This is a genomic window from Qipengyuania gelatinilytica, from assembly GCF_019711315.1.
Taxonomy (GTDB): domain Bacteria; phylum Pseudomonadota; class Alphaproteobacteria; order Sphingomonadales; family Sphingomonadaceae; genus Qipengyuania; species Qipengyuania gelatinilytica.
This window is the reverse complement of record NZ_CP081294.1, coordinates 1642807-1665567: the sequence shown is the minus strand read 5'-3', so window position 1 is coordinate 1665567 and position 22761 is coordinate 1642807. Positions and strand designations below refer to the sequence as shown.

At 62.8% G+C, this 22761-nt stretch carries 26 protein-coding genes and 1 tRNA gene; 5 read left to right on the top strand and 22 right to left on the bottom strand.

Going from position 1 to position 22761, the window contains the following annotated elements; genetic code table 11:
- The first annotated feature begins 17 nt into the window (after nucleotides 1-17).
- Nucleotides 18-1001 carry an esterase-like activity of phytase family protein gene (locus K3136_RS08270; protein WP_221429856.1) on the top strand — a complete coding sequence of 328 codons (984 nt, stop codon included), beginning with the start codon at nucleotides 18-20 and terminating at the stop codon, nucleotides 999-1001.
- Between the two features lie 56 nt (nucleotides 1002-1057).
- Here the strand turns inward: K3136_RS08270 and rpmB are convergent, their stop codons facing one another.
- Nucleotides 1058-1345: a 50S ribosomal protein L28 gene (rpmB, locus tag K3136_RS08265; RefSeq protein WP_006832776.1), complete on the bottom strand. Its 288-nt coding sequence runs from the start codon at nucleotides 1343-1345 to the stop codon at nucleotides 1058-1060.
- 156 nt (nucleotides 1346-1501) lie between these two features.
- On the opposite strand from rpmB, the gene K3136_RS08260 reads away from it, so the two are divergent.
- A complete protein-coding gene (locus K3136_RS08260) occupies nucleotides 1502-1957 on the top strand; it encodes a nucleoside deaminase (RefSeq protein ID WP_221429855.1) in 456 nt (151 codons plus the stop codon).
- Between the two features lie 8 nt (nucleotides 1958-1965).
- Here K3136_RS08260 and K3136_RS08255 read toward each other — a convergent pair whose 3' ends face one another.
- The 6 genes from K3136_RS08255 to K3136_RS08230 form a co-directional block, all read right to left on the bottom strand.
- Complete coding sequence (locus K3136_RS08255) at nucleotides 1966-2562, bottom strand: hypothetical protein (protein WP_221429854.1); 597 nt, start codon at nucleotides 2560-2562, stop codon at nucleotides 1966-1968.
- The gene (locus tag K3136_RS08250; RefSeq protein ID WP_221429853.1) at nucleotides 2562-3263 is read right to left on the bottom strand and encodes a ribonuclease T2 family protein; all 702 of its coding nucleotides are present in this window, start codon (nucleotides 3261-3263) and stop codon (nucleotides 2562-2564) included. The genes K3136_RS08255 and K3136_RS08250 overlap by 1 nt, the downstream gene beginning before the upstream one ends.
- Nucleotides 3250-3642 carry a hypothetical protein gene (locus K3136_RS08245; protein WP_221429852.1) on the bottom strand — a complete coding sequence of 131 codons (393 nt, stop codon included), beginning with the start codon at nucleotides 3640-3642 and terminating at the stop codon, nucleotides 3250-3252. The genes K3136_RS08250 and K3136_RS08245 overlap by 14 nt, the downstream gene beginning before the upstream one ends.
- 82 nt (nucleotides 3643-3724) lie before the next feature.
- Nucleotides 3725-4585, bottom strand: coding sequence for a carboxylating nicotinate-nucleotide diphosphorylase (nadC, locus tag K3136_RS08240; protein ID WP_221429851.1), 861 nt, complete (start codon nucleotides 4583-4585; stop codon nucleotides 3725-3727).
- A 118-nt stretch (nucleotides 4586-4703) separates the two neighbouring features.
- Nucleotides 4704-5501 carry a LytR/AlgR family response regulator transcription factor gene (locus K3136_RS08235; RefSeq protein WP_221429850.1) on the bottom strand — a complete coding sequence of 266 codons (798 nt, stop codon included), beginning with the start codon at nucleotides 5499-5501 and terminating at the stop codon, nucleotides 4704-4706.
- Nucleotides 5498-6715 carry a sensor histidine kinase gene (locus K3136_RS08230; protein WP_221429849.1) on the bottom strand — a complete coding sequence of 406 codons (1218 nt, stop codon included), beginning with the start codon at nucleotides 6713-6715 and terminating at the stop codon, nucleotides 5498-5500. Before K3136_RS08230 ends, K3136_RS08235 begins: the two co-directional genes overlap by 4 nt.
- A 72-nt stretch (nucleotides 6716-6787) precedes the next feature.
- Between K3136_RS08230 and K3136_RS08225 the strand changes: the two genes are divergently transcribed.
- Nucleotides 6788-7396: an HD domain-containing protein gene (locus K3136_RS08225; protein WP_221429848.1), complete on the top strand. Its 609-nt coding sequence runs from the start codon at nucleotides 6788-6790 to the stop codon at nucleotides 7394-7396.
- A gap of 3 nt (nucleotides 7397-7399) precedes the next feature.
- Here K3136_RS08225 and K3136_RS08220 read toward each other — a convergent pair whose 3' ends face one another.
- The 10 genes from K3136_RS08220 to K3136_RS08175 form a co-directional block, all read right to left on the bottom strand.
- Nucleotides 7400-8374 carry a M48 family metallopeptidase gene (locus K3136_RS08220; protein ID WP_221429847.1) on the bottom strand — a complete coding sequence of 325 codons (975 nt, stop codon included), beginning with the start codon at nucleotides 8372-8374 and terminating at the stop codon, nucleotides 7400-7402.
- Complete coding sequence (locus K3136_RS08215; protein WP_221429846.1) at nucleotides 8371-9054, bottom strand: DsbA family protein; 684 nt, start codon at nucleotides 9052-9054, stop codon at nucleotides 8371-8373. Before K3136_RS08215 ends, K3136_RS08220 begins: the two co-directional genes overlap by 4 nt.
- A gap of 16 nt (nucleotides 9055-9070) precedes the next feature.
- The gene (locus K3136_RS08210) at nucleotides 9071-10456 is read right to left on the bottom strand and encodes a M48 family metalloprotease (RefSeq protein ID WP_221429845.1); all 1386 of its coding nucleotides are present in this window, start codon (nucleotides 10454-10456) and stop codon (nucleotides 9071-9073) included.
- Between the two features lie 11 nt (nucleotides 10457-10467).
- The gene (locus tag K3136_RS08205) at nucleotides 10468-11394 is read right to left on the bottom strand and encodes an alpha/beta hydrolase (protein ID WP_221429844.1); all 927 of its coding nucleotides are present in this window, start codon (nucleotides 11392-11394) and stop codon (nucleotides 10468-10470) included.
- Nucleotides 11391-12506, bottom strand: a complete 1116-nt coding sequence (locus K3136_RS08200; protein WP_221429843.1) for a phosphatase domain-containing protein — start codon at nucleotides 12504-12506, stop codon at nucleotides 11391-11393. The genes K3136_RS08205 and K3136_RS08200 overlap by 4 nt, the downstream gene beginning before the upstream one ends.
- A 57-nt stretch (nucleotides 12507-12563) precedes the next feature.
- Complete coding sequence (locus tag K3136_RS14190) at nucleotides 12564-14681, bottom strand: PAS domain-containing protein (protein WP_221429842.1); 2118 nt, start codon at nucleotides 14679-14681, stop codon at nucleotides 12564-12566.
- A 106-nt stretch (nucleotides 14682-14787) separates the two neighbouring features.
- Nucleotides 14788-15240 carry a DUF2141 domain-containing protein gene (locus tag K3136_RS08190; protein ID WP_221429841.1) on the bottom strand — a complete coding sequence of 151 codons (453 nt, stop codon included), beginning with the start codon at nucleotides 15238-15240 and terminating at the stop codon, nucleotides 14788-14790.
- The gene (locus K3136_RS08185; RefSeq protein ID WP_221429840.1) at nucleotides 15237-15953 is read right to left on the bottom strand and encodes a sterol desaturase family protein; all 717 of its coding nucleotides are present in this window, start codon (nucleotides 15951-15953) and stop codon (nucleotides 15237-15239) included. The genes K3136_RS08190 and K3136_RS08185 overlap by 4 nt, the downstream gene beginning before the upstream one ends.
- Nucleotides 15954-16004: 51 nt before the next feature.
- Nucleotides 16005-16490: an MmcB family DNA repair protein gene (locus K3136_RS08180; protein ID WP_221429839.1), complete on the bottom strand. Its 486-nt coding sequence runs from the start codon at nucleotides 16488-16490 to the stop codon at nucleotides 16005-16007.
- A gap of 50 nt (nucleotides 16491-16540) precedes the next feature.
- Nucleotides 16541-16939: a hypothetical protein gene (locus K3136_RS08175; protein WP_221429838.1), complete on the bottom strand. Its 399-nt coding sequence runs from the start codon at nucleotides 16937-16939 to the stop codon at nucleotides 16541-16543.
- Between the two features lie 127 nt (nucleotides 16940-17066).
- Between K3136_RS08175 and K3136_RS08170 the strand changes: the two genes are divergently transcribed.
- A tRNA-Arg gene (locus tag K3136_RS08170) sits at nucleotides 17067-17143 on the top strand.
- Between the two features lie 347 nt (nucleotides 17144-17490).
- On the opposite strand, the gene K3136_RS08165 is transcribed toward K3136_RS08170, so the two are convergent.
- From K3136_RS08165 to K3136_RS08145, 5 genes are read right to left on the bottom strand one after another with little or no spacing between them, the layout of a single operon-like run.
- Nucleotides 17491-18042: a 3'-5' exonuclease gene (locus K3136_RS08165; protein ID WP_054525436.1), complete on the bottom strand. Its 552-nt coding sequence runs from the start codon at nucleotides 18040-18042 to the stop codon at nucleotides 17491-17493.
- On the bottom strand, nucleotides 18039-19202 hold the full coding sequence (locus K3136_RS08160; protein WP_054525435.1) for a hypothetical protein: 1164 nt from the start codon (nucleotides 19200-19202) through the stop codon (nucleotides 18039-18041). Before K3136_RS08160 ends, K3136_RS08165 begins: the two co-directional genes overlap by 4 nt.
- Nucleotides 19202-20098 carry an AAA family ATPase gene (locus tag K3136_RS08155; RefSeq protein WP_054525434.1) on the bottom strand — a complete coding sequence of 299 codons (897 nt, stop codon included), beginning with the start codon at nucleotides 20096-20098 and terminating at the stop codon, nucleotides 19202-19204. The genes K3136_RS08160 and K3136_RS08155 overlap by 1 nt, the downstream gene beginning before the upstream one ends.
- Nucleotides 20095-20586 carry an HORMA-1 domain-containing protein gene (locus K3136_RS08150; protein WP_054525433.1) on the bottom strand — a complete coding sequence of 164 codons (492 nt, stop codon included), beginning with the start codon at nucleotides 20584-20586 and terminating at the stop codon, nucleotides 20095-20097. Before K3136_RS08150 ends, K3136_RS08155 begins: the two co-directional genes overlap by 4 nt.
- A complete protein-coding gene (locus K3136_RS08145) occupies nucleotides 20586-21533 on the bottom strand; it encodes a CBASS oligonucleotide cyclase (RefSeq protein WP_054525432.1) in 948 nt (315 codons plus the stop codon). The genes K3136_RS08150 and K3136_RS08145 overlap by 1 nt, the downstream gene beginning before the upstream one ends.
- A gap of 129 nt (nucleotides 21534-21662) precedes the next feature.
- Here K3136_RS08145 and K3136_RS08140 point away from each other — a divergent pair, with 129 nt between their 5' ends.
- Nucleotides 21663-22547: a BrxR family helix-turn-helix transcriptional regulator gene (locus K3136_RS08140; RefSeq protein WP_054525431.1), complete on the top strand. Its 885-nt coding sequence runs from the start codon at nucleotides 21663-21665 to the stop codon at nucleotides 22545-22547.
- Nucleotides 22548-22761: the final 214 nt, after the last annotated feature.

The window sequence follows — 22761 nt, the reverse complement described above, 5'->3', positions numbered from 1 at the left end:
GCGCCACAGCCATGCGCGTGAAGCGGATACTCCTTGCCTGCCTGCTGGCCCTTACCCTTGCGCCGGGGACCTTCGTGCGCAGCGAAATCCCGCCTCCCGACTATAACTCGCCCGTGACGATCGAGCGGATCGAGATTGCGCCTGCCCGGTCGGGGCCGCTGGTGCTCGATTCTTCCTGGGAATTGTCGAGCCCGAACGATCACTTCGGTGGCTATTCGGCGTTGATCGCGTGGAAGAAGGACGAGTTCCTCGCCGCGACCGATGCCGGCAGGCTGATGCACCTGCCGCGTCCCGACCGAAGTTCGAGCGAACCGCGGCTCGACAAGTTCCTCAACTTCGAGCGCGCCGACAAAAGCCATGTCGATGTCGAATCGCTGACCTTCGACCCCCGTACCGGAGAGGTCTGGGCGGGGCTCGAATGGGCGCAGCAGATCATCCGCTTTGCCCCCGGCCTGCAAATGCGTGCGCAGGTCCGTCCCGACGAAATGAAGGACTGGGGCGGCAATTCGGGCCCCGAATCGCTGGTACGGCTGAAGGACGGGCGCTTCGTCGTGATCGAAGAGCGCGCCCTGGCTGACGGCCTCCACGAGGCGCTGCTTTTCCCGTCCGATCCCACTTCGGGAGCCAAGCCAACGCGCTTCGTGTTCCAGGGGCGCGCGGGATACCGTCCTTCGGACGCATCCTTGCTGCCCAATGGCAAGATGGTGGTGCTGCTGCGCGGCTGGCGGCTGGGCTTCCCGCTGGACTTTCCCACCATGCTCGTGATCGCGGACCCCGCCGCTATCGTGAAGGACGAGGTCCTGCCCAGCACGGTCCTGGCGCGGATCGACGACCCCTTCCCGACCGAGAATTACGAGGGTCTCGCGGTGACCGACGAGGGCGGTAGCTGGGCCCTGTGGCTGATCTCCGACGACAATTTTGCCAGCTACCAGCGCACCCTGCTGCTCAAGCTCGTGTGGGACGTCAGCGGTGATCAGGCACGGCAAAAGGCGCGCAGGTAGTCCCCACGCGCCTTTTGATGATCCCGAAAGGAACAGCGCCGAAGCGCCGCAATCGCTTAGGAAGCGGCTGCGGCCTTCTTCAGCTCGCGCTTCACCTTGAGCGCGTTGGCCGAAAGCTTCTCGTCGCTGGTCTTCATCAGCCAGTTGTCGAGGCCGCCATTGTGCTCGACCGAACGCAGGCCCTGCGTCGAAACGCGGAACTTGAAGCTGCGGTCCAGCTTTTCGCTCATCAGCGTGACGTTCTGCAGGTTCGGCAGGAAGACGCGCTTGGTCTTGTTGTTGGCGTGGCTCACATTGTTGCCGACCTGGCGGCCCTTGCCGGTGAGTTCGCAAATACGCGACATGATAAGTCTCTTCGTTCGAATGGGCGGGCGAGTTCCCTTGGCCGCGTCAAGCGGTGCGGGGCTCATTATTCCCGGAAAGCGGCGCGCATAGCGGCGAGGGTGCGAATCGTCAAGCACGTTGCGCCCCCGAAGCCTGCGGGCTAGCGAGGCGCTGGTATGACAGGCTGGACATTACCGCAACCGATGAAGCGCGCGCTCGAACTGGCGGAAGCCAGCGCGGCAGCGGGCGAAGTGCCCGTGGGCGCTGTCGTGACGCGGGGCGGGGAGGTGATTGCCGAGGCGCATAATGCTCCGCGGGACACTTGCGATCCCACCGCCCATGCCGAAATCCTCGCGATTCGCCGCGCTGCCGAGGCGCTGGGGCAGGAACGCCTCACCGATTGCGAGCTATGGGTGACGCTGGAGCCCTGCGCCATGTGCGCGGGCGCCATCGTCCATGCGCGGATCGGCAAGCTCTACTACGGCGCGAGCGACCCCAAGGGTGGCGCAGTCGAACATGGCGGGCGCATATTCGAGCAGGAGCAATGCCTGCACCGGCCCGAGGTTTATTCGGGCATGGGCGAGGCGCGGGCGGCTAAGTTGTTGCGTGAATTCTTTAAGGTGCGGCGGTGATCAAACGGCTAATGATAGATCGCCCCATCGAGTTCCAATCCAGCCAAGCGCGCGATTTCCTCTACGAGCGGGACAAGTTTCGCTGGCCTGTTGCAACTTATACTTGCAGAAGAAAAGCGATACCCATTCGAGTTCGCGCGTTCCATCTGAAGCGTCTGACAATGCAGGTAGATGGCATCCGCTTCGTCCCAGCTGCCGATTTCGAAATCAAAGGTTCCTGTATCCTCGGCCAACTTGCGCAACGTCGCCACTTCTTGAGGCGTAAGCTCTCGGCTCACTTCGCGGCGTTTTCTCGGTCGAGTCTGTATGGTGGTCCTGCGCTTGGTGCCGACAACGCGAAGGTTTGCCGTTCCGTTGGTATTCTGTGTGACGGTTACCGACACCCAGAAAAAGCCGCGCCCGTCTATGAAAGCGTAGCGTGAGACTTCTTCTATTCCTTCCGGCAACCCCCGCCACAAGGGCTCTTCTCCCGCCTCTGCCAAATCGCAAGAGCCATAGACGGTGGCTTCAGGAGGGTATGTTTCGCAGCCTTTCTCGGCTTTAGAGTTTGTCGCAGTCAAAGCGCCAAGCGCGGCAATTGAGAACGGTCCGAAGAATTTCATCATTACAGCCCCCGCCAGATCTTCGCTGCCTCGTCATCGCGCGCTCCGAAGCGCCTACGGTCGCAAGCCTTGGGCATGAAGCGCTTGTCGTAGCAGAGGCGTAACTCCTCCAGCCATCCGTGCTCGTCGAGCACCACGCCGACCGCCTCGGGAAACCAGCCCGGGTTGGCATCGGCAAAACGCGTGCGGATGGTGCCGGCGGTCAGGTCGTCCTCGCGGCTGATGCGCACGAAGTCGGGCCATTGCAGGCCATTGTAGAGGATGCGGGTGACCTTGAGGTAGGTCGACGGACGGCGCGCCATGCAAGTGCCGTGCTTCTCCCACTGGCGCGCGATCAGGCGGGCATCGGGGCTGATGCAGAGGTTCTTGCGCAATTCGACTGCGCGCATGTCGCTACCTCCGCACCATTGCGGCCAGCTGCGCCCGCTGTCGGGCCACAGGCCGTGGACCACGAAACCGAAGCGCCCGTTCTCGCCCGAGCACTGGCGTGCATCGCGGCGGCTGTTCTCGCGAAAGCGGCAGTATTCGGGCGCCCAGCTCAGCGCCAGCGTATAGCCTGTCACGGGCAGCTGCCGCGGCGCCTCGCTGCGTACTTCGGGCACGGTGGCGCGCTGCGGGAGTGCGCACTGGTACGCCTGCGCCTGTGCGATCGCGGGCAGGCTGGCCAGCGCCAGTCCTGCGGCGAAAGCGCTAGATCTGATCACGAATGTCCGGACCGGGTCCTGAAAACCAGGCGCGTGCGCTGGGCGTGAAAGTGAAGAAGATCGCGATTGCCTGCAGCACGATGGTCGCAATGGCGACTACGTCACTGGCGCTGATGCCGTTCGAAAGCGCCTGGGGCAGCGGCCAGGCCTGCCAGGCGAGCAGCGCGATGAGCAGGAACCGCACGAAGCCGACCCGCAGCCGCGCGACCATGAACCACAGCGCCAGCATCAGGAAAACGGTGAAAGCGATGCCCGCGATCACCAGCGTCGTCGGGTCGATCCCGCGTCGCGACAGGTCCCCTTCCGCAGCGGCGATCAGCGCGCTGAAATCATAGATTGCACTTGCCGCCACCAGCGCGATCGCACTGAGGTACAGCATTTCGAATAGCCTGATCGATCTTGGACGCATCGCCCCTGCTTCCCTCCAAACGACGATCCCACGCAGACGTGCTGCCCGAAATTCAGAGCGGGGTAAAGTCCAGACCGATGTCTGCGGCAGGTGCGCTCTGGGTAAGTCTGCCGACCGACACGTAATCGACGCCTGTCGCGGCTTTCGCCTTGATTGTCTGCAGGTTGATGCCGCCGCTCGCCTCTGTGGGCACGCGGCCTGCCACCAGCGCGACCGCTTCGCGCAGGGTGGGCGGTTCCATGTTGTCGAGCAGCAGGCGGGTCGCGCCCGCTTCGAGCGCCGGTTCGATCTGGTCGATGCGGTCGACTTCGCAGATGATGTCCTTCACGCCTGCCTCGATGGCACGGCGGACGGCCTCGCCCACCGATCCGGCCACAAGCACGTGGTTGTCCTTGATCATGGCGGCGTCCCACAGGCCCATCCGGTGGTTCGCCCCGCCACCCATGCGCACGGCGTATTTCTCCAGGTGGCGAAGCCCGGGAATGGTCTTGCGCGTATCGAGCAGGGTGCAGTCGGGATTGTCCATGGCGGCCACATACTCGGCGACCATGGTCGCAATACCCGAGAGGTGCTGGACGGTGTTGAGTGCCGCGCGCTCGGCGGTCAGCATGGCGCGTGCATTGCCTTCCAGCCGCATGAGGTCGCTCCCGGCGGGCACCTGCGCACCTTCATCGACGAGGATGTCGATCCGAATATCGGGGTCGAGCGCACGGAAGAAAGCCTCTGCCACGGGCAGTCCTGCAACATGGATGGCATCGCGCGTATCCATGACCCCGGAAAAGCGCGCATCGGCCGGAATCACGCTTTCGCTGGTGACATCATGCCCGCCGCCCGCCAGCCCCTCGCCGAGATCCTCGGCAAGCGTGTCGCAGACGAATTGGTCGAGATCGAAACCGGTCAGTTTGAATGTCATGCAGTGCTCCTAACCGGGCCGGTGGAGGCCCGGCAAGGGCAACCGCCCGCCCGCAGCGGGTGCAGCTTGCTGCACCTCTAGCGAGGACGCGCCGACGGAGGTCGGTGCGCAGAACAAGTCAGTGTACGAAGCGCGCCACGACGTCACGATAGCTGCGACTCACCTTCACCTCGGCGCCGCTGTCGAGCACGAGGAAGCATTCGCCGTTGGTGTGCGGCTTGACCTGCCGGACCTGGTCCAGATTGACGATGGTCGAGCGGTGGACGCGCTGGAAGGTGCGCGGGTCGAGGCGGCGTTCGAGGTCCTTCATCGTCTCGCGCAGGATCAGCGAATTGTCGCCGGTGTAGATGCACATGTAGTCGCCGGCGGCCTCGATATGCTCGATTGTGTCGACCTCGACGCGGAAGATCTGGCCGCGGTCCTTCACATTGATGAGCTTTTCATAGCGGCCCGATGCCTCGGCATCGTCGCCTTCCATGTCGCTTGCCGCTTCGGGCGCGACTTCGGAGAGGACACCGCGCAGGCGATCGGCCTCTTCGCTGCTCTTCTTCTCGGAGAGACGCTGGCGCACGCGTTCGATCGTGTCGGCCAGCTTGTCCTCGTCGACCGGCTTCATCAGGTAGTTGACCGCATTGGCCTCGAAGGCGCGGATCGCATGTTCCTGGAAGGCGGTGACGAACACGAAGAGCGGCGGATCGATCTCCATCACGCCCTGGACGACCGAAAAACCGTCGAAGCCGGGCATCTGGATATCGAGGAAGACGAGATCGGGTTTCAGCGTCTTGATCGCGCGGATCGCCTCGCGCCCGTTCTGGCAAGTCTCGATCACCTCGACGTCCTCGAACGGTTCCAGCCTCAACTGGAGGCCTTGGATAGCGAGCTTCTCATCATCGACGAGGATCGTTCGGATAGTCATTTTAACGGGCTTACCTTCTGGGGGGGATTCGGGGATTCAACGATCGAAGGGCTGGCCGGTTTCACCTCTCCTGTCGAACGCGCTTCGGCAGACGGCTCCGCAGCGTCGGCGAATTCGTGCGGAATCTCGATCAGCACGGTGAATCCGCCATTTTCGGGGGAGCGGATTTCGAAGCGGTGATCATCGCCATAGGCCTGCGCGAGCCGGTCGCGAATGTTGGCAAGCCCCACGCCGGTCGAATCGCGGCGCTTGTGGGTGGCCATCACGGCCGGAAGGTCATCGGCCACGCCGCCGACATCGACGCCGGGGCCGGTGTCCGAAACGGTGATCCGCAGGCGCGGCCCGACGATCTGCGCGAGCAGCGAAATGGTCGCGCCTTCCTCCTGCGGGCTGACGCCGTACTTGATCGCGTTCTCGATCAGCGGCTGGAGCAGCATGGAGGGGATCTGCGCCTTGGTGGCGGCTTCCTCGACGCGGAATTCGGTTTGCAGGCGCTCTTCGAAACGCATGCGCTCGATATCGAGATAGAGCATCAGCGTCTCCACCTCCTGCGCGACTGTCACCTTGCCGCCCGGCTGGGTGATCAGCGTATGGCGCAGGAAGCTCGACAGGCGGGTGAGCATCGCATTGGCGGGCTTGGTCTGGTTCAGGAGCACCAGCGTCGAGATCGAGTTCAGCGTGTTGAACAGGAAGTGCGGATTGAGCTGGTACCGCAGCATGGCCAGCTGCGCGCTGGTCGCCTGTGCCTCGAGCCGTTCGAGCCGGTCGGCCTGCTGCTCTACCTGCAGGAAGAAGTTGATGGCGTAATAAAGCGCCGACCATGCGCCCAGCAGCGTGAGGTCGATGAAGTAGATACCCACGAACAGGCGGACGAAGCCGGCCTCGCTCTGAGGGCGCGCGAGCTCGAGCACCCAGCTGTCGATGAAGGCATAGACGCCGACTGCGACCACCAGCGTCGCCGCGGTCGCACCCCAGGTCACCAGCGGGCGCTGCATGATGAAATAGCGATAGGCGACCGACAGGATCAGGCTTAGCGAAAAGCCGGTGATCGATGCGATCAGGATGATGAACAGGAAGTCGAGCGGCTGGCCGTTGGCGAATGCAGAGATCGCGCGCAGCAGCGCGGCACCGCCCCAGCCTGCCAGCTGGAGGTTCCAGAACGCCTTGTTCTTGTTCTCGAAGAAGGGCGTCGGACTGAGGGGCAACACGGCCATTGCCCAAGGCCCTAGCGCAATTGCAGCGCCTTGCGCCAGCCGCTACTATGCATGGCGGAGAAGGAGAGAGAGATGAACAAGCCCGAAAACCTGGCCCATTCGCTTAGCGAGCGCGCCAAGTTCCGCCAGATGAAGGAAGGCACGAAGGAAGACTGGGCGATCATCGGCGCGGAATATCGCGAGTTTGCCAAGGACTTGCCCGATCGCGTGCTGACGCATCTCAAGCTGCTCGACGGCGATTTCGGCGGTTTCCCCGTCGACCGCCTCGAACATTCGCTCCAGACCGCGACTCGGGCGCATCGCGACGGGCGCGGCGAACAATATGTGGTCATGGCGCTGCTCCACGACATCGGCGATACGCTGGGCAGCTACAACCATCCCGAAGTGGCAGCGGCGATCATCAAGCCTTTCGTGACCGAGGAGATCCACTGGATCTGCCAGAACCACGGCGCTTTCCAGGGCTATTACTATTTCCACCACCTCGGCATGGACAAGGATCTGCGCGAGAAATTCCGCGACAGCCCGCATTTCGATGCCTGCGCGGAATTCTGCGAGAAATACGACCAGTCCGCATTCGATCCCGACTACGAGAGCGAGAGCCTCGAATTCTTCGAGCCGATGGTCCGGCGTGTGATGGAGAAGCCGCTGGCCTCGATGTACAAGGCCGCGATCGAGGAATAGCGCCTAGCGGTCGAGCTTTTCGGCCAGTTCCTGCCGGAAATAGGTGCGCCAGTCGGCTTGGCCCGGCTCCCAGCCGTGCTCGGCAACAAGCGCGTCCAGCGTGGCGATCTCGGCCTCGATGAATTCGACCCTTTCGTCCCAGCCGTCATGCGTGCGTTTGCGCAGCAGTCCGCCGCCATGTTTCGGACCCCATCGCTCCATCCAGCGGACCGCGCCGCGCGGATCGTAGCCCGCGTTCCATAGCAGCCACGGCATGAGGCGGTCGGCATCGCGTTCGGACAGGCGGGTGAGGCGACGCTTGCGGCCCGTATCCTCGAAGGTTGCAAGGTGCCCGAGGAGATTGTGGGCGAGCTCGTGTGCGACCGAACCTGCGAAGGCGTCCTCGTCGCCGTAGGAGAAGGGGGGCCATTTGCGTCCCATCGCGACGCGCTTGCCGTCGGCCCATGCCTCGTCGCCGGTATCGAGCACCTCGAAGCGCGAGGCGCAGGCCGGCACCGTCGGAATCGCGAGCCGGATCATCCCGCTCCCCGGACGCGCGACGATCAGGTCGAGCGTACCGTCCTCGCCCTCGCTGGCGATCGCGCCGATCAGGGTCAGCGTGCGCTGCCACCCTTCCCTGGTCGGCGGCCAGGTGGTCTCGACCATGCGGCCGCCGATGGCGAGGATGGTGTCGTCTTGCCTCAGCCCCGCTGTGGCAGCCGGCGATCCTTCCACGACGGCCTGCACGCCGATATCGCCGCGAAGGCCCAGATTTGCGCGCACCTGCTCGCTCTGGCCGTAGGAGGCGGCATCATGGATGGCGAAGCCGCTGGCGGGCAGGGTGGTTTCACAGAATGGCGCATTGGCCACCGCAAGCCTGTAGCCAGCGGTGAACAGCTGCTCCTCGAGCTGCTGGTATTCGCGCAGCGCATCCTTCTCCCCGGCCGCGAGCGGCGAGGCGAGTAACGCGCCAAGGACGAGGATGAGGCGGCGGATCAACTGTCCGCTTCGCTCACCGCGGCCTTGAGCTCCTCATAGCCGACCGCGCCCTCGAACGCCGCGCCACCGGCAATCCAGCTCGGCGTGCCCGAGAATCCCAACTGGCGGGCATAGGCGAAGGTCTGCTCGAGCTCAGCCGTGGCCTCTGCGCTGGAGCCGAAGGCCTGTGCTGCCTCCATGTCGATCCCCGCTGCCTGCGCGGCGGCATTGATGCTTTCTGCCGTCGGCGGTCCGGATGCGAACATCGCGTGGTAGTAGGCGTCGAACTTGCCCTGCTGTGCTGCGGCGAGGCCCATCCGTGCCGCTGCCTCGCTGCCGAGGATCGGATACTCGCGGATGACCACGCGCAATTCGGCGTCTTCAGCGATCAGCCGATCGATATCGGCCACGCTCGCGCGGCAGTATCCGCACGCGTAATCGGTGAATTTAACGAGGGTGCGTGAACCATTGGGGTTACCGAGAACCGCACCAGCGAAGGGCTCGCGCACGTCGTCCGATACCGAGGCAAGGCGGTCCTGCTGCTCCTGCGCCTGATAGGCTCGCGCCATTTCGGGCAGGATATCGGGATTTTCGAGCAGGTATTCGCGCGTTTGCGCATTGCCCACACCGGTCAGCGACCAGATTGCCGCCCCGGCAAAGCCTGCCAGCAGCGCAACCAGCACGGTCAGTACTTCTCTCATTGTCTTGCCCCTCGTGTCAGCGTCGCAGGTCGGCGCAACCACGCCCGTTCTTGATCTCGCACTGCTGTTCCATCAGCGCCCGCGCTTCCATCGCGATGTCCTGCGCACGCAGCCAGTCGGGTGAGCCGGTCGGCAACCCCGCCTCTGCAGCCTGTGCACTGCGCAGGGCGAGCGGATACTGCCGGTTCATCACCTGCTGTTCCGCACTGGCGAGGCGCGCGCGGGGCATGTCGCCGCGCGCGGCGTAGACTACGCCAAGCTGGTACCAGGCGAAGGGATTGTAGCGATCGCGTCCCACTGCGGCACGCAGTACGCGTTCGGCCTCTTCGTAGTTCGCCTCTTCCTCGGTTGCGATCAGGGCGTGGCCCAGCATTGCGGCGATCAGCGGCTCGGCGCGCGTGAGCTCGGTTGCCCGGCGCAGCGGCACGATGGCCTCGCCCGGACGCCCCGATTCGAGCAGCACCTGGCCCTTAAGCTCGAGGAAATAGGGATCGGCCGGATCGCGCGCGATCAGCGCATCGGCAGTGTCGAGCGCACGGTCGATGCGCGCTTCCTTGTGATAGGCATAGGCGCGGGCCAGCAGAGCGGGTGTCGACTGGTCGCTTTCCGGATAGTCGCGATAGGTATATTCGGGCTTGGCGACATAGCCCTGCAGCTTGGCCTTCACCCGCTGGAAGCGGCGTTCCCAGTCGGGGTCGAGCGGTGCCTCCCATGCGGGATCGACCTCGTAGGTCTCGCGCAGCTTCGAAATGCGATCGCCCGAAAGCGGGTGGGTGCGATAGAAACCGGCCTCGTCGTCCTGGCGGATGCCGTAGCGCACTTCCTTGTTGAGCAGCTTGCCGAAGAAAGCGAGCGAACCGCGCCCAGAAATGCCCGCATCCGAAAGATACTTGGCACCTGCGGCGTCGGCGCTGGCTTCCTGCGTGCGGCTGAAGGCGAGAAACTTGCCGAGCGCCGCCTGCTGGCCTGCCATGATGATGCCCATGGCGGCATCGCCGGCACCTGCGAGCGCGGCGCCGATCCCGGCCAGCATCGACAGCAGCGTGATATTGGTGGCCGCGCCATAGCCTTCGCGGATGCGGATGATATGGCCGCCGGTGATGTGCCCAAGCTCGTGCGCAATCACGCCCTGCACCTCGTTCGCGGTGTCGGCGGCGTCGATCAGGCCGGAATGTATGTAGACCACCTGCCCGCCGGCAACGAAGGCGTTGATCGACGGGTCGTTGATCAGCACGACATCGACATTGCCCGGCACCAGTCCGGCCGCCTCGACCAGCGGGGCAGAGATATCGTCGAGGAATGCCTCGGTCTCCGCATCGCGCAGGATCGATTGCGCCGAGGCGGGTTGGCCGGCGAAGGTCGCCAAGGCCAGGAAAGCGAGAATGTGGGCAAACAGGCGCATCGGCGACGAGCCTAAGGGGTTTGCGGCTGAACCGGAACTGAAACCTTTGCCGCCTCGCGCATGAAGGCCAGTATGCGGTCGTGCACCAGCGGATCGCGCCGCCACGGATTGGCGAGGCTCAGCAGCGGGGCATTGTGGTCGCCTTCGGGCAGGAACAACGTATCTGCGCGCCCTCCCGCCTCGTTAAGCGCCTTCGCCAGTGCGCGCGAATTGCGCGGTTTCACCAACGTATCGGCCTCGCCATGGACGAGCAGCATGGGCGGCGCACCGGCGCGCGCGTGGTTGACCGGCTGGCTTTCCGCGCCCGCGCCTGCCGAACCAAATGCGGCCTTGGTGGACGCCGAATCATACGGATAGAAATCATAAGGTCCGGCAAGGCCGATGACACCGCGAAGCGCGCTTTCGGGTACACCCTCCTCCTCGAGCCAGTGCCTTTCGAGCGCCACCTGCGCGACATTGTAGGCTCCGGCCGAATGCCCGCCCAGGAAGATGCGCTCGGGATCGCCGCCATATTTTGCGATATTGGCATGGACCCACCCGACGACAGCCGCGGTGTCCTCCAGCATTGCGGGATAACGGCCCTCGTCGCCAAGACGGTATCCGCCGAGCACGACCACGAAGCCCTCTTCGGCAAAGCTGCGCGCGACAAAGCCATAGTGCTGCGGGTCGCCATGCGCCCAGCTGCCGCCGTGGAAGAACACGAGTACCGGAAGAGCCTCTGCCGCATCATCGCTGCGATAGACCAGCAGGCGCTGTTGCCGGTGCGGACCGGTGCTGGCCTCGGCGACCTGCTCCACCGAGCCCGAGGGCCCGGCAATGCGGTCGACCGTATCCAGCACGGCGTGCGGGTTCTGCCGCAGGGCATAGGACAGCCCTCCGTATCCCAGGAGGGCAATGACGATGAGCGAACCTGCGATCCACATGAGCCTGGCCTTCAAACCGTCTTTTCCTTGCTGGTATCCTCGGCATGGCCGACGGATTTCACGATCGCCTCGGCATCCGCGTCATCGAGCAGGCCGATCGACGTCAGGAACTTGCGCCCCTCTTCATAGCCTTCGCCCAGCCAAAGCGGAATATTGGCTGCCTTGAGCGCGGCCTCTGCGGCGAGTTCTTCGGGGCTCATCGCCTCGCCCACCTTGCGGATGAAGACTGCGCGCACGCGGTCCGGATTGTCGACCGCAATGGCGGAGAACGCGGTCAGGTCTCCTTGTGAATCATCACCCAGGAGTGCGAACTTGATGTCCGGATAAGTCGCGAGGATCCCCTCGATTGCCGCCCGCTTGTGCGCACCGTGGCTCGACGATCCGAAGGTCTCGCGATTGAGGCCCCAGTCGCGCAGGTGGATCGGCCCGAGCGGAAGGCCCCGCCCGCGCATGTAGGTGACGAGGTAGGAGAAAAGGTTCCACGGGCTCGAGGATACGTAGAAGAAGGGGCGGCGGGGTGCGGGCAAATGGTCGCCGGCATGACCCTTGCCCTCGGGCAAGCCATCGTTCCCGCCCAGCGCGTTGTAGAACATGTCCGCGCCCGGCACGAGGATGCGCTCCTCGGGCATTTCCATCAGCACCCTGCGCCAGTTGCGCAGGACCGCGCGAAAATCGCCTGTGATGCCGGTCTCGACGATCGTGTCGTCAATGTCCGAAATCATCGCGAGCCCCGTATCGCGTCCCGGAGCCAGCACGTGGCCATCGGTGCATTGCTTGCCCCGACCATTCTCCCAGTGGAAGGTGACCGTCTCCCACTCGGGATGTTCGCCATAGGGCCACTCGCCTTCGAGCGGGATGTCGAAATGCGCGAAGCCTTCCTTGTCGGTCAGGCCCTGGTGACGACGCGCTTCGCCCGAGGGCGAGACGATCTCCAGCTCGACCGGAAGTTCCTTGACCTCGTGGCTGGCGAACTGGCCCATCATCGTGCGCATGGCGCGCCATTTGCCGCGCTTCTCGAAATTGCCGGCGCGAGAGCGCAGCGCCCGGACGGTTACGAACAATCGTTCGCGATTGCGGTATCCGAAATAGGGCTGGATTCGGACGGGCGCGGTACTGAAAAACGGCATGGGCCCGGTCGCTAGCGCGCCGGGCCCTGCTTGCTCAAGACATTTATCCTGAAGGGGTTATTTGGAAAGCAGCTTGCGCGCGGCACTGCCGATCAGCGCCTGCTCCTCCGGCACTTCGCCAAGCACCGTGAGTTCGCCGTTCGGACCGCGCCGGATCATGACGAGTGCGAATTCCGGACCGCGTACCGAAAGGTCGTAGAGCGTGCGTCCCTCAAGTTCGCGCAGGCGGCCCGCAAGGGCATCGATGCTTTCCGATGCATCCTGCGTTACCGCTGGATTGCCTTCGTCGCGCAGGTAGTTGGCGAGGTCGTAGGCGAGACGGACTGCCTCGTAGAGCGCCTTGCGGGTTTCCGCGTCGTCTGCCGCTTCCGAGTGCGCGAGGTGGTTCGCGACCGCCAGGCTGTCTTCCAGCTCGCTCGCGGTGATCGGAGCGGGACCAACCTCCGCGACGGGCTCTTCAGCTTCGATTGCCTGTTCGGCGACCGGCGAGAAATCGGGCTCGGCATGGACTTCGGCGTCTGCTTCGACTTCCGCTTCCGGTTCGGCCACGACATCCGCCTCCGCCAGTTCGAGGACGTCGTCCTCGATCGCTTCGGGGGCCTCCTCTTCGAAGGCTTCGACAGGTTCGGGAGCTTCGAGCACGATTTCCGGCTCGTCCCGGACTGCCTCTTCCTCGACCATGTCTTCGACTTCGGGAGCCACCAGCACGATCTCGGGCTCGGGCTCGGGCTCGGGCTCCACGGCCACGAGAGGCTCGTCCTGCGCTTCGGCTTCGATCTCTTCGGGCACGATTTCGTCGACCAGCTCCAGCGGCTCTTCGTCGAACGCTTCCTCGGCCTCGGCCTCGGCATGATCTTCGACCGGCTCGACAGTTTCGAGACCCTCGGCTTCTTCCGGCGCTTCCTCGAAAGCCACCTCTTCGGCAGCAACGTATTCATCTTCCGGCTGCTCGAAGACAGGCTCGTCGACCGCTTCGGGTTCCTCGGCGGCGAATTCCTCGACCGCTTCGGCTTCCGGCTCTTCCGCGAATTCGACCGGCTCTTCGGCCAGATCGTCGCTCGTTTCCTCAGCCGCGAAATAGGTCGCGTCGACTTCAACGCGCTCTTCCGCTTCCGGAGCATCTTCTTGTTCGTCGGCTGCCTGCTCGTTTCCGTGCAGGTCGAGCGATTTTTTCACGCGCGCCTGCGGGTTCACGAGCGAAAGCAGGCGGCTGTTGAGATCGATGTCGGCGAGCGGATTGATCACCTCGTCGACGTCGTCTTCCTCATAATCCTCGTCTTCCCATTCGGGCAGGCCGTAATCGGCCGCCGTCATCGGGCCGCTGTAACCCTGTTCGGGCTCGCCTTCCCCTTCGTCGGCGGGCGCGCCGCCGATCGGATTGCCGAGTGCATCGACCGCGCGGCCCTTGCCGCCCAGCGAGGGTGCCGGCGCATGCTCCTCTTCGACCTCTTCGGCGGCAACCCATTGGGGCGCCTGTTCGACGACCGGCTCTTCGAAGACCGGATCGGGATCGGACAGCTGGAGCGGATTGCGCTTGCGCAGCGGCGTCGGATTGGGCGCCTGCGACAGCTGCTGGTTGGCCGTGTCGAGTGCTTCGTCGATCTGCTGCATGAGCGCATCCGCCGTTCCGGCGTCGGCGACCTCTTTCCAGTTGATGACGGCGTAGACGAAATCGATCGTGTCGCTGTCGCTCGAATAGGGAAGCAGGATGCCGCGATAGAGCACGGTTGCGCCCTTCGCGTTGACGAACTCGGCCTCAAAGCCGGTCGGCGCCTGTTCGGCCAGGATCTTGAGGTAATTGTCGGCGACCTGGCTCAACAGCGAAGCTTCGGGAACCTCGTTCAGCTCCTCGATGGCTTCATAGAGGCCGCATTCCTTGCTCAGTGCATCGCCGATGAACTGGATCGTCGGCGTGCTGCTGCCGGTCGAGAAGTCGAGCAGCACCGAGTGCGGGCCGAAATCGCCGAGGAATTCGGGCTCGAGGTCCTCGATCAGCGGGAAACGCTTGTTGCCCAGCAGGCTCGCCCAGTGATTGTAGGCGCGCACCTGCATGCGGCGCTCGTCCTGGCCTACCGGAGAGGGAGGGGGATTCGACGCAGCGCTCTCATCATCGACGAAATCGTCGAAGTGATCGTGACCGTCGAACGAATCGAATGCGCCGCCAAGCCTGTCCATAGGTGCAATAGCCCTTGTAAATGCGAGTTTACTTATCCTCGCAGGCTATGGCCCGAGTGTAGTAAAATTAGCGTTAAGGTTACCTGCCCGGCGGCCTGGGCGCAGCCTAGAGCATGTAGCGCATGCGGATCGTCAGGGCCTTGTCATCCTCGCCCAGTTCGAACACCGCATCGGAGAATTTGGGCGGCCCCATGCGCACCTTTGCATCGCGCGAGAAGCCGAAACCCTCCTTGGGCATCATGCCAAGGGCGCGGTCGGCCTTGCCGTTATCGTTCTCGTCATGGAGCAGCGCGATCGCATAATGCCCGGGCTTCACGCCTTCGAAGGTCAGCGTGACCGAACCCTCGTGCGCGGCCACCTTGGCGGCATGCGCGCCGGCAACGCCGCGGCACTTGGGGAAGCTCTTTTCCTGCGTGGTCATGCAGGCGCGGATCACGCCCTTGGCATTGCGCAGTTCGGTGATCGTCACCGTGACGCTGGCGCCATCGACCTCGGATGCCGGAGGCGCACCCGCGCCAAGCGCGAGTGCTGCGAGCGGGAGGGCGAGCAGGCGCGTCATGCGTTGGGGCTCAGCCCCTTGTCGGTCCCGCAAAGCCGGTCCCAGAAACGGAAATAGAGGCCGTAATTGCATTGATACTCTTCATGATGACGCTGGTGGTGGCTGGCAGTTATCAGCCAGCCCCCTAACCTCGAGTGAACCATGCGCTGCGGAAACATTTCCCAGCCCATGTGATTGGTGACGCCCATCACCGTCATCACCAGCAGCACGATGCCCAGCATGGCGACATGGATGGGTATGAGGAACACCAACACGGGGATCACCACGGCACCGGTGATCGCTTCCCACGGGTGGAAGCTCATCGCCGCCCATGCCGTAGGCGGGCGGCTGGCGTGGTGGACGGCATGCATGGTGCGAAACCATGAGGGCCGGTGCATCAGGCGGTGGGTCCAGTAGAACCAGGTGTCGTGCAGCGCGAGATAGATCAGCGGGGCCAAGGGCAGGTACCACAGCGGCATCGCGTCCCACTCGGTATAAATGCGGGTCCACCCATGCTCCTGCCACCCCCAGGCGACTACGCCTGCAGGAATGCCGTAAATGGCGGCCGAGGCGAGCGACCAGCCGATTTCCTTCCTGATCTGCGGGCCAAGCTTGGCATGGTAGCCGGGCAGCTTCCGGTTCGTCACCAGCGCGAAGATCCCGCTCGAGGCGAGATAACGCAGCGCGACGATCGCGGTCATCGCAAGGGCGGAAAGGATGATTGCGGTCCACATGGCTCAGCCCGGTCTATGGCGCATGGACGAGCCGGATGACAGTGCGAAAGCCTATTCGGTGTTGCCCCAGGGCGCGCAGTGTGGATCCCCGGCAACGGTGGCGCGGCGCATGGCCGCACGGGCGAGGCGCTCGACCTCGGTCTTGCGGCGCGCAGCGGCCAGCGGCTGGAGCGGTGCCGGGCGCACGATTTCGCCGTCATAGCCGTCTGCCACCACGATGCCGCAGCAATCGGGACGATAGTCCTCGTGATCGAGCACGCCGCGATCGAGATGCGGCGGCAGGCCCCAGTAGAAGCGGTCGCAGAAATCGAGGTAATCGGGCCACTTGCCATCGCCCAGCAGGTCGCCGCGCTGGACCTTGACCTCGACGATGATCACGCGGCCCTTCGGGTCGACGCCCATCAGGTCGGCGCGCCTGCCGTTGCGCAAGGGCATCTCGGGCAGCAGCCAGACGTCGTTCCTCGCGAACAGGCGCTGGATGCCGCGGCACACGCCAAGGGCGTCGCTTACAGGTTCGATAACGGGTGAATCGCTCATGGCGACTGATTGGAACAGAATGGGAACGCGGTCAAGCCGCGAAGCGTGTGTCAGGCTTTGGCTGCGAGTGCGGCAATCGCGTCGCGCGCCTTGTGAAATTCGCGCCACAAGGTGAGCGCCGCACTGGTCGTATCCAGCCCCTTGTCGGTCATCGCCAGGAGCGCGCGCAAGCCCGGCTGCATCACCGCTGCCAGATCGTCGATCCCGCGTGCGACCAGCTCGAATTGCGGTCCGCCGGCCTCGCTTGCCCTTTGCGGCAGGTCGCGCAGCTCTTCGTCGAGCTCTTCGGGGCCGAGCTGTGCGAGCGCCGCGACTGCCGCAGCGGCCTCGTGCACCGCGTCCCACTGCGCCGCCACTTCCCCGGGCGTGAGCACCGCATTGCTGCGTTCGCCGCGCGGCGGGAGCATGGTGGCATGCGAAAGGTCGAATTCGTGCGACATTGAGCTCATGGGGGACGAAGCTACGCAAGGCCGATTGCCAAATTCCTAATGAGCCGGTTACCGTGGTTGAAATCGGCCGGAGCCGATTTCACTGGCGAGCAGCCGCCCGCCTTGCTAAGCGCCCGCGCCACGGCATGCACCCGTAGCTCAGCTGGATAGAGCGCTGCCCTCCGAAGGCAGAGGTCACAGGTTCGAATCCTGTCGGGTGCGCCAGTATTTCCGCCATTTGATGCGCCGCACAATTTCGCTGCGAGAGCCGTAAGTGAAATATAAGTGCAGAATCGCACTTTTTCACAGGTTTGCAGAGCATTTGGTGGGGAGTGCGCGCAACGACCCATTAATTTGGGCTGGCTTTGGCCCGAATCGGTGGCTGGTGCTGAGATCTTGCTGCGAAAAGGGGGGAATTCACTTGATGGCACTGGGGCAATAAATCGGGCATTTGATCACGCACCCCTAGGCGGGGCAGCTTTGCGCCCCAATTTCAGTCATCAACGTTCCATTTCCGATCACTCTCCAAACGGGGTACCTTCCGCTCTAGATCATCCAGAAGACGCTGAGCCTTATCTTGTTGCCGCCGCGATCGAGCGCACGGCTCGAAACAGTTCCGCTTGGTAGAGCGCGTCGTGCAATGCGTTGTGGTCTCCGGATGATCGCGGCCTCAGCTTTTTCGCGATCTGTTTTGAGCTAGTTTCAGACCAACTGGATCCCGTCGCGCCCATATAGAGGGCCTTGACGTCGAGCGCGGTAAAACCGAACGGATTGCCCCCTGCGTAGCGGTGGAAATAGTAGTTCACGAACGACCAGTCGAATGGCGCATTGAACCCCACGAAGACCGGAGTAGCGGCCTCTTCGCAAATACCGTGAATCCACTCCGCAAAGCTCGACATCGCCTCGACGGGTTCGAGTCCCTCTAGTCCCAATCGTTCGAGCGAAAGTCCCGTCACTTTTAATGCGTCTTCGTCGAAGTTCTGGCTTGTGGGTTTTAGCGCGCATTCGAAAGTTCGATCTGGACGATAGGCATCACATGCGCCGATGGTGAGCATGCTGAATTCACCAGGGATCGGTCCCGCGGTCTCGATGTCGACGGATATGAAGATCTCGTTCGGGCTCATGTGATCAATCCCGCCGTCGAAACCATCGGCGGGCGGTTCCGCACCGACTGGATATGGTCGAGCAGAGCCTTCTTCCGCTCCCTCACTGACCCGGACGCTTTCCAGTGATGTCCGGCGAATGTCTGGATGTCGAACGGCGTATCGAAACCTTCCCGCGCCGTCACAATCGTAGGAAGGTTTCGCCCCATCGAGTAGCCAAGTTCGAGGAAGCAGTTGGGCCGGCTGCCGGTGAGGTCCGCGATCGTGAGTGCGGACCGGTGCAGCTTCTCGAAGATTTCCTGGTCGATGCGGGCGTGCTGATATGCCTGCTGACCGTCGATGACCGTGAGACGAAACCCCAGTTCGTCTTCCACTACAGGTTGGACCACCGTTTCGAAGAAATTCTCCACGTCGCCAAAATCATCGTGATCAGGGTTGAGCAAGCGGACCGCGAAGGCCCGTGGCCTTTCGAGCGATTCCAGTAGATCGACGAGGGTCGCGACGCGCTTGTCGGTCGGGATGCGCGAAGAGAAGCGGATCCTGTTCATCCAGTCATGCGCATTGCCGCTCTCCGCGACCTGGAAGAAGTCCGAGCTTCGAGTGCTCGACAAGGCAATATCATGGAGCCTCCGGCTCCCTTCATCTGCCTCTACGAGGGGAAGGTTGAGAGGGATCACCGGCCTTCCGTTATCATGGTAGAGTTCAGCCAGATAGAGAACTCCCTCCCCTCCACCGAGGGTGATTAGAATATCGCCATGTCGTGCCTGCACTTCCATGCGCTTCGCGGCCATGTTCCATTTGGCAGCGCTCTCGATGAGGACGCTGGGGCCATCACGAAGTTCATCCCACAATTCGAGCCTCTTGTCCGGGATCTGCTCTTCGGTCTTATTGTGCAGCACACCGACCGCGAGAGGCGTCGGCGCGTCGGCAGGGCGACTTGCCATCCCGTCCCGGATCGCTTGCCAGATGATCCAGTCGAAGCAGATCGGAAGTTCATCTGCGCGCGCAGGCTCCGCGTCCACCGGGACGACGAAGTTGGCACCTTTCCGCACAAGCGAGAGAACCAAGCCGCGCACCAGATCGTGTGCCGCGGCGACGGCGTCTGGCGTCGCGACCGAGGGGTCTCCGGAGATGCTTCCGGCGATATGAATACGGCGTCCGAAGATAGGTGAACGTACCATCAGCGATCCTCCATCACTCGCGATGCGCTCGTTTCCTGCGCGGCGACTTTGAGACACTCGAACGTAAGGGCCGAATCCGGAAAGGCCTTGGCGACCGCCTTGGGGTAAAACCTCGTCCGGAAGTCGGAGAAGGTCCAGCCGGGGCGTTCATCGGTCGGGCCGCTTAGGCTGACGAGCTCTTCGATCTCGGAAGCCTCGAGCTTAAGACCTGCGAGATCCATTTCCAGCAGTTCGCGGCGTGCCTGTTCCGACGGCCGCTCGAACTTTTCGACGATTGCGGCGCGCCGGAGCAGCGCGGGATCGAGAGCCGAAAGGCGATTGGTACAGAGGATGACCGCCACACGGCCCCGCAACCGCCTCATGTCGTCGATACCCTGGATCAGCGTGTTCACCGCGACCTTGTCCTCGTGATGGCTTTGGTCCTGCGCGCGCGAAGCAGCGATACTGTCCCCTTCGTCGATGATCAGCACTGCTCGGCGGTTCCTTCCGACAGCCTTGGTAACACGCTCGAAGGCCTCAGCCAGCAAACTGCCCATCTCCCCTACAAGACCACTTCCGCGCACCCGATTCGAAAGCCGGAAGATGAGAGCGTCCTCGGTGCGGGATTCCTTGAGAAGACGATTGGCGATGCATTCCGCGATTGCGGTCTTGCCGGTGCCGACGTCGCCATGGAAGACAACCAGCGGATACTGGTCTGCCACGAGCTTGGCGATGGGGAGGACGCCGCCGTGCTTTCCTCGGCTCCAACTGTCGACCTCGCCCTTGTTGAGAAGGAGGTTCAGCTGGTCGCTGACCCTCTCGTAGCGCAAGTTAAAGCCGAGCAGCGTTGTTTCCCGTTCGGTAAGGGTGGGATCGGGAGCGAGGGTCTCGGCATCGAAGATCGTCGTCTTGGTCACTGGGTCCAATCCTTGCGCTGGAATCCGTAGGCATTGCTGCTGTAGTTGCGTCCACCCGAGCTGTTGAGCGTGGAGTGGCTGGTGTCGGCGCTGGTCGGGCTCCAGCTGTTATGCAGCCGGCTACGCATCGCTTCGCGGGCATCATCGTCGTACTCGGCCGTATAGAAGAGCACGATCCTGAGGTAAGGAGAGGGGACCCGTGGCCACAGGACACCCCCGGGGCGACTGGAGGTCAGAGAACCCGCATCGGTATCGACTGTATAGCACAGCGCCCGCTGCTCAACGCCGTAGGAGAGGAGGGTCAGATCGACCTTATGGAGGTAGCCATTCTGGGCGAGTTCCTCGACGTCGTGCGCGTAGGCGGCAGCTTCGTCCTGCGTGATCGCGCCGGTGCTGTCGGCGATCATAAACAGGTCGGTCTTGAAGCGGCGCACAACGTTCGCGACGTCCACCTTGGTATAGGTGGCGGTCTTGGTCATGGTGTTCATCACGCATCCTCCGTGTTGAACTTGGGACCGAAAATCTCCTTCCAGACTTCATCATCATCTTCGGTCGAGGCGAAGTAGGCCGCTTCCCAGGCCTCCTGCGCAGCCGCGACGATCTCGAGTCGCTCGTCCTCGGTGACGCGGCTTGCGACGTTGTTGGAGCTGCAGACCGGGTCCAGGATCACCACGGGATCATCGAACTGCGGCCTGAAGAACGCGCTGTTCTCGGGAAAGGAAATGGTCTCCTTCAAGCCGCTCTGTGCGATGTAGAGCAGGAAATCGCGGAACTTCTGTTCGATGCCTCCCTCCGGCCCGTCGCGATCAAGCAGGTACGCGAAGATCAGCTCGATCATGAACGACTTGAGCTTGATCTCGGCCCGATTGCGCCACCGCTTGCCCATCCGCACCAGTGTGCGGAAATCCTTGTCGGCGTTCTTACGGTCGCGGACAAACTTGATCTGGCAGGGAGCGCAGGTCTCCATCTTCGAACCATCGGAAAGGTCGAACTGCCAGCCATAGCCGTCACGGGTAACGTCCTCGATGACGGGCACGATATCGACGGCCAGACCACTCCCGACGAACTGGACGGTCGCCGCCTTGCGCTGGATCTTGAAGTCCTCGACCGACTTGTTTGGATACTGGTCGACCAGAAGATCGTGGATCTGCGAGCTGAGGCTCTCAAGGCTCTCAGCATCTGCATCCTTGCCCTCGATGTAGAATACCACATCGACATCAACCGGGTCTTCGCTCGTACGGCAGAGAATTGTGAACTTGGCGAAGGACCCGGCCTTCACCACCTTCGTAATCTTGATCTCGGTCTTGTTGCGCACGTTCTTGCGCAGGTTGTCGATCAGCCGGTCGACCTGTTCGTGGTATTCCTTCCGCTTGTCAGCCGGCAGGCGCAGCACGTTGCTGTCATATCGCCGCAGCTGGGCATCATTGAGAGCCATCACCCATTCCTTCCCTGAGCCGAGCCCCCCAATGCCCGGTCTGTTTGACATGATTCGGTTATGGGGATACTAACTATACGAGCATACTAACTTTGTCCATATACTTTCTATTCCCATGTGAGGATCGTCATGCAGAAGGAAGAACGCAGTCTCCGTTGGGGCGAGGAGAGACGACTGGAATTCATCGAGTTTCGGCTAGGCTGGGAAGGAGGTGTGAGGCGCGGCGACATCCGATCTCTCTTCGGTGTGTCGGAGCCACAGGCTTCGAAGGATTTGACAGAATACCAGAAGCGCGCGCCGAATAACGCAATCTACGATGCAAGCGCGAAGCGGTATGTGGCTTCGCCGTCCTTCGAGCCGGTCTTCATGCAGGATGGGCCTGACGAATATCTACTGCGCCTACGGTCCTTGGCCGAAGGACTTACTGCCCCAGGTGAATCTTGGATCGGAAGTCACCCAGAAGTTGATATCGTGCTGACGCCAGCACGACAGGTCGACGAAGGCTGCCTGAAGGCCGTTCTCGATGCACATCGTTTAGGTGGCTCTTTGGAGGTCTTGTACCAGTCGATGAGCGCGGAGCGCCCAAAGCCGATATGGCGCCGGATCACTCCGCACGCCTTCGGTTATGACGGCTTCCGATGGCACGTCCGAGCCTATTGTCACCTAACCGACAAGTTCAAGGACTTCCTGCTCCCCCGCATTCTCAAGTCTCGGGATCCGGGGAAAGGCGGAGTCACCGGAGAATGCGATCACCTCTGGCAGGAGAGGTTCGAGGTGGAAATCGCTCCCCATCCTAATCTCGCTGCTGCGCAGCGTGCGATCGTCGAAAGGGACTATGGCATGGTCGATGGCATTGCGCGGCTCCCCGTCCGCTTTGCGATGCTCTTCTATGTGCTCAAGCGGCTCGGTCTTCTGGACTCTCCAGAAGAGAAGTCCGCTCGTAGTCAACATATAATAGTTGCCAATCGGGAGGCGACCGAAGCAGCTCTCGGCAGAGCAGACTTTTCTCTCTGAGCAAGTCGGCGCTTTTGTGGAGCTAGCCAGATAGGAGCGTGACGCGCGACGGCATGAGAAAAATCCCCTCAGTCCCGGACTGTCCATAGCGATCCAACATCGTCCACCCGCCATTGCGGAACGGCATCTGATCTCTTTTTGTTCTTTCCTACATCATTGCGACTCGTATAGCTTGGCCAGCGTCACCTAAGCCAAGGGTGGCGCTGAGTTGAAT

What these genes read in the sequence shown, in the direction of transcription:
- K3136_RS08175 (WP_221429838.1), bottom strand. Translation starts at nt 16,939, where the DNA reads ATGAGCTCAATGTCGCACGAATTCGACCTTTCGCATGCCACCATGCTC.
- K3136_RS08190 (WP_221429841.1), bottom strand. Translation starts at nt 15,240, where the DNA reads ATGACGCGCCTGCTCGCCCTCCCGCTCGCAGCACTCGCGCTTGGCGCG.
- K3136_RS08180 (WP_221429839.1), bottom strand. Translation starts at nt 16,490, where the DNA reads ATGAGCGATTCACCCGTTATCGAACCTGTAAGCGACGCCCTTGGCGTG.
- nadC (WP_221429851.1), bottom strand. Translation starts at nt 4,585, where the DNA reads ATGACATTCAAACTGACCGGTTTCGATCTCGACCAATTCGTCTGCGAC.
- K3136_RS08225 (WP_221429848.1), top strand. Translation starts at nt 6,788, where the DNA reads ATGAACAAGCCCGAAAACCTGGCCCATTCGCTTAGCGAGCGCGCCAAG.
- K3136_RS14190 (WP_221429842.1), bottom strand. Translation starts at nt 14,681, where the DNA reads ATGGACAGGCTTGGCGGCGCATTCGATTCGTTCGACGGTCACGATCAC.
- K3136_RS08255 (WP_221429854.1), bottom strand. Translation starts at nt 2,562, where the DNA reads ATGATGAAATTCTTCGGACCGTTCTCAATTGCCGCGCTTGGCGCTTTG.
- K3136_RS08150 (WP_054525433.1), bottom strand. Translation starts at nt 20,586, where the DNA reads ATGAACACCATGACCAAGACCGCCACCTATACCAAGGTGGACGTCGCG.
- K3136_RS08165 (WP_054525436.1), bottom strand. Translation starts at nt 18,042, where the DNA reads ATGAGCCCGAACGAGATCTTCATATCCGTCGACATCGAGACCGCGGGA.
- K3136_RS08200 (WP_221429843.1), bottom strand. Translation starts at nt 12,506, where the DNA reads ATGCCGTTTTTCAGTACCGCGCCCGTCCGAATCCAGCCCTATTTCGGA.
- K3136_RS08260 (WP_221429855.1), top strand. Translation starts at nt 1,502, where the DNA reads ATGACAGGCTGGACATTACCGCAACCGATGAAGCGCGCGCTCGAACTG.
- K3136_RS08235 (WP_221429850.1), bottom strand. Translation starts at nt 5,501, where the DNA reads ATGACTATCCGAACGATCCTCGTCGATGATGAGAAGCTCGCTATCCAA.
- K3136_RS08145 (WP_054525432.1), bottom strand. Translation starts at nt 21,533, where the DNA reads ATGGCTCTCAATGATGCCCAGCTGCGGCGATATGACAGCAACGTGCTG.
- K3136_RS08160 (WP_054525435.1), bottom strand. Translation starts at nt 19,202, where the DNA reads ATGGTACGTTCACCTATCTTCGGACGCCGTATTCATATCGCCGGAAGC.
- K3136_RS08140 (WP_054525431.1), top strand. Translation starts at nt 21,663, where the DNA reads ATGCAGAAGGAAGAACGCAGTCTCCGTTGGGGCGAGGAGAGACGACTG.
- K3136_RS08210 (WP_221429845.1), bottom strand. Translation starts at nt 10,456, where the DNA reads ATGCGCCTGTTTGCCCACATTCTCGCTTTCCTGGCCTTGGCGACCTTC.
- K3136_RS08215 (WP_221429846.1), bottom strand. Translation starts at nt 9,054, where the DNA reads ATGAGAGAAGTACTGACCGTGCTGGTTGCGCTGCTGGCAGGCTTTGCC.
- K3136_RS08230 (WP_221429849.1), bottom strand. Translation starts at nt 6,715, where the DNA reads ATGGCCGTGTTGCCCCTCAGTCCGACGCCCTTCTTCGAGAACAAGAAC.
- K3136_RS08245 (WP_221429852.1), bottom strand. Translation starts at nt 3,642, where the DNA reads ATGCTGTACCTCAGTGCGATCGCGCTGGTGGCGGCAAGTGCAATCTAT.
- K3136_RS08185 (WP_221429840.1), bottom strand. Translation starts at nt 15,953, where the DNA reads ATGTGGACCGCAATCATCCTTTCCGCCCTTGCGATGACCGCGATCGTC.
- rpmB (WP_006832776.1), bottom strand. Translation starts at nt 1,345, where the DNA reads ATGTCGCGTATTTGCGAACTCACCGGCAAGGGCCGCCAGGTCGGCAAC.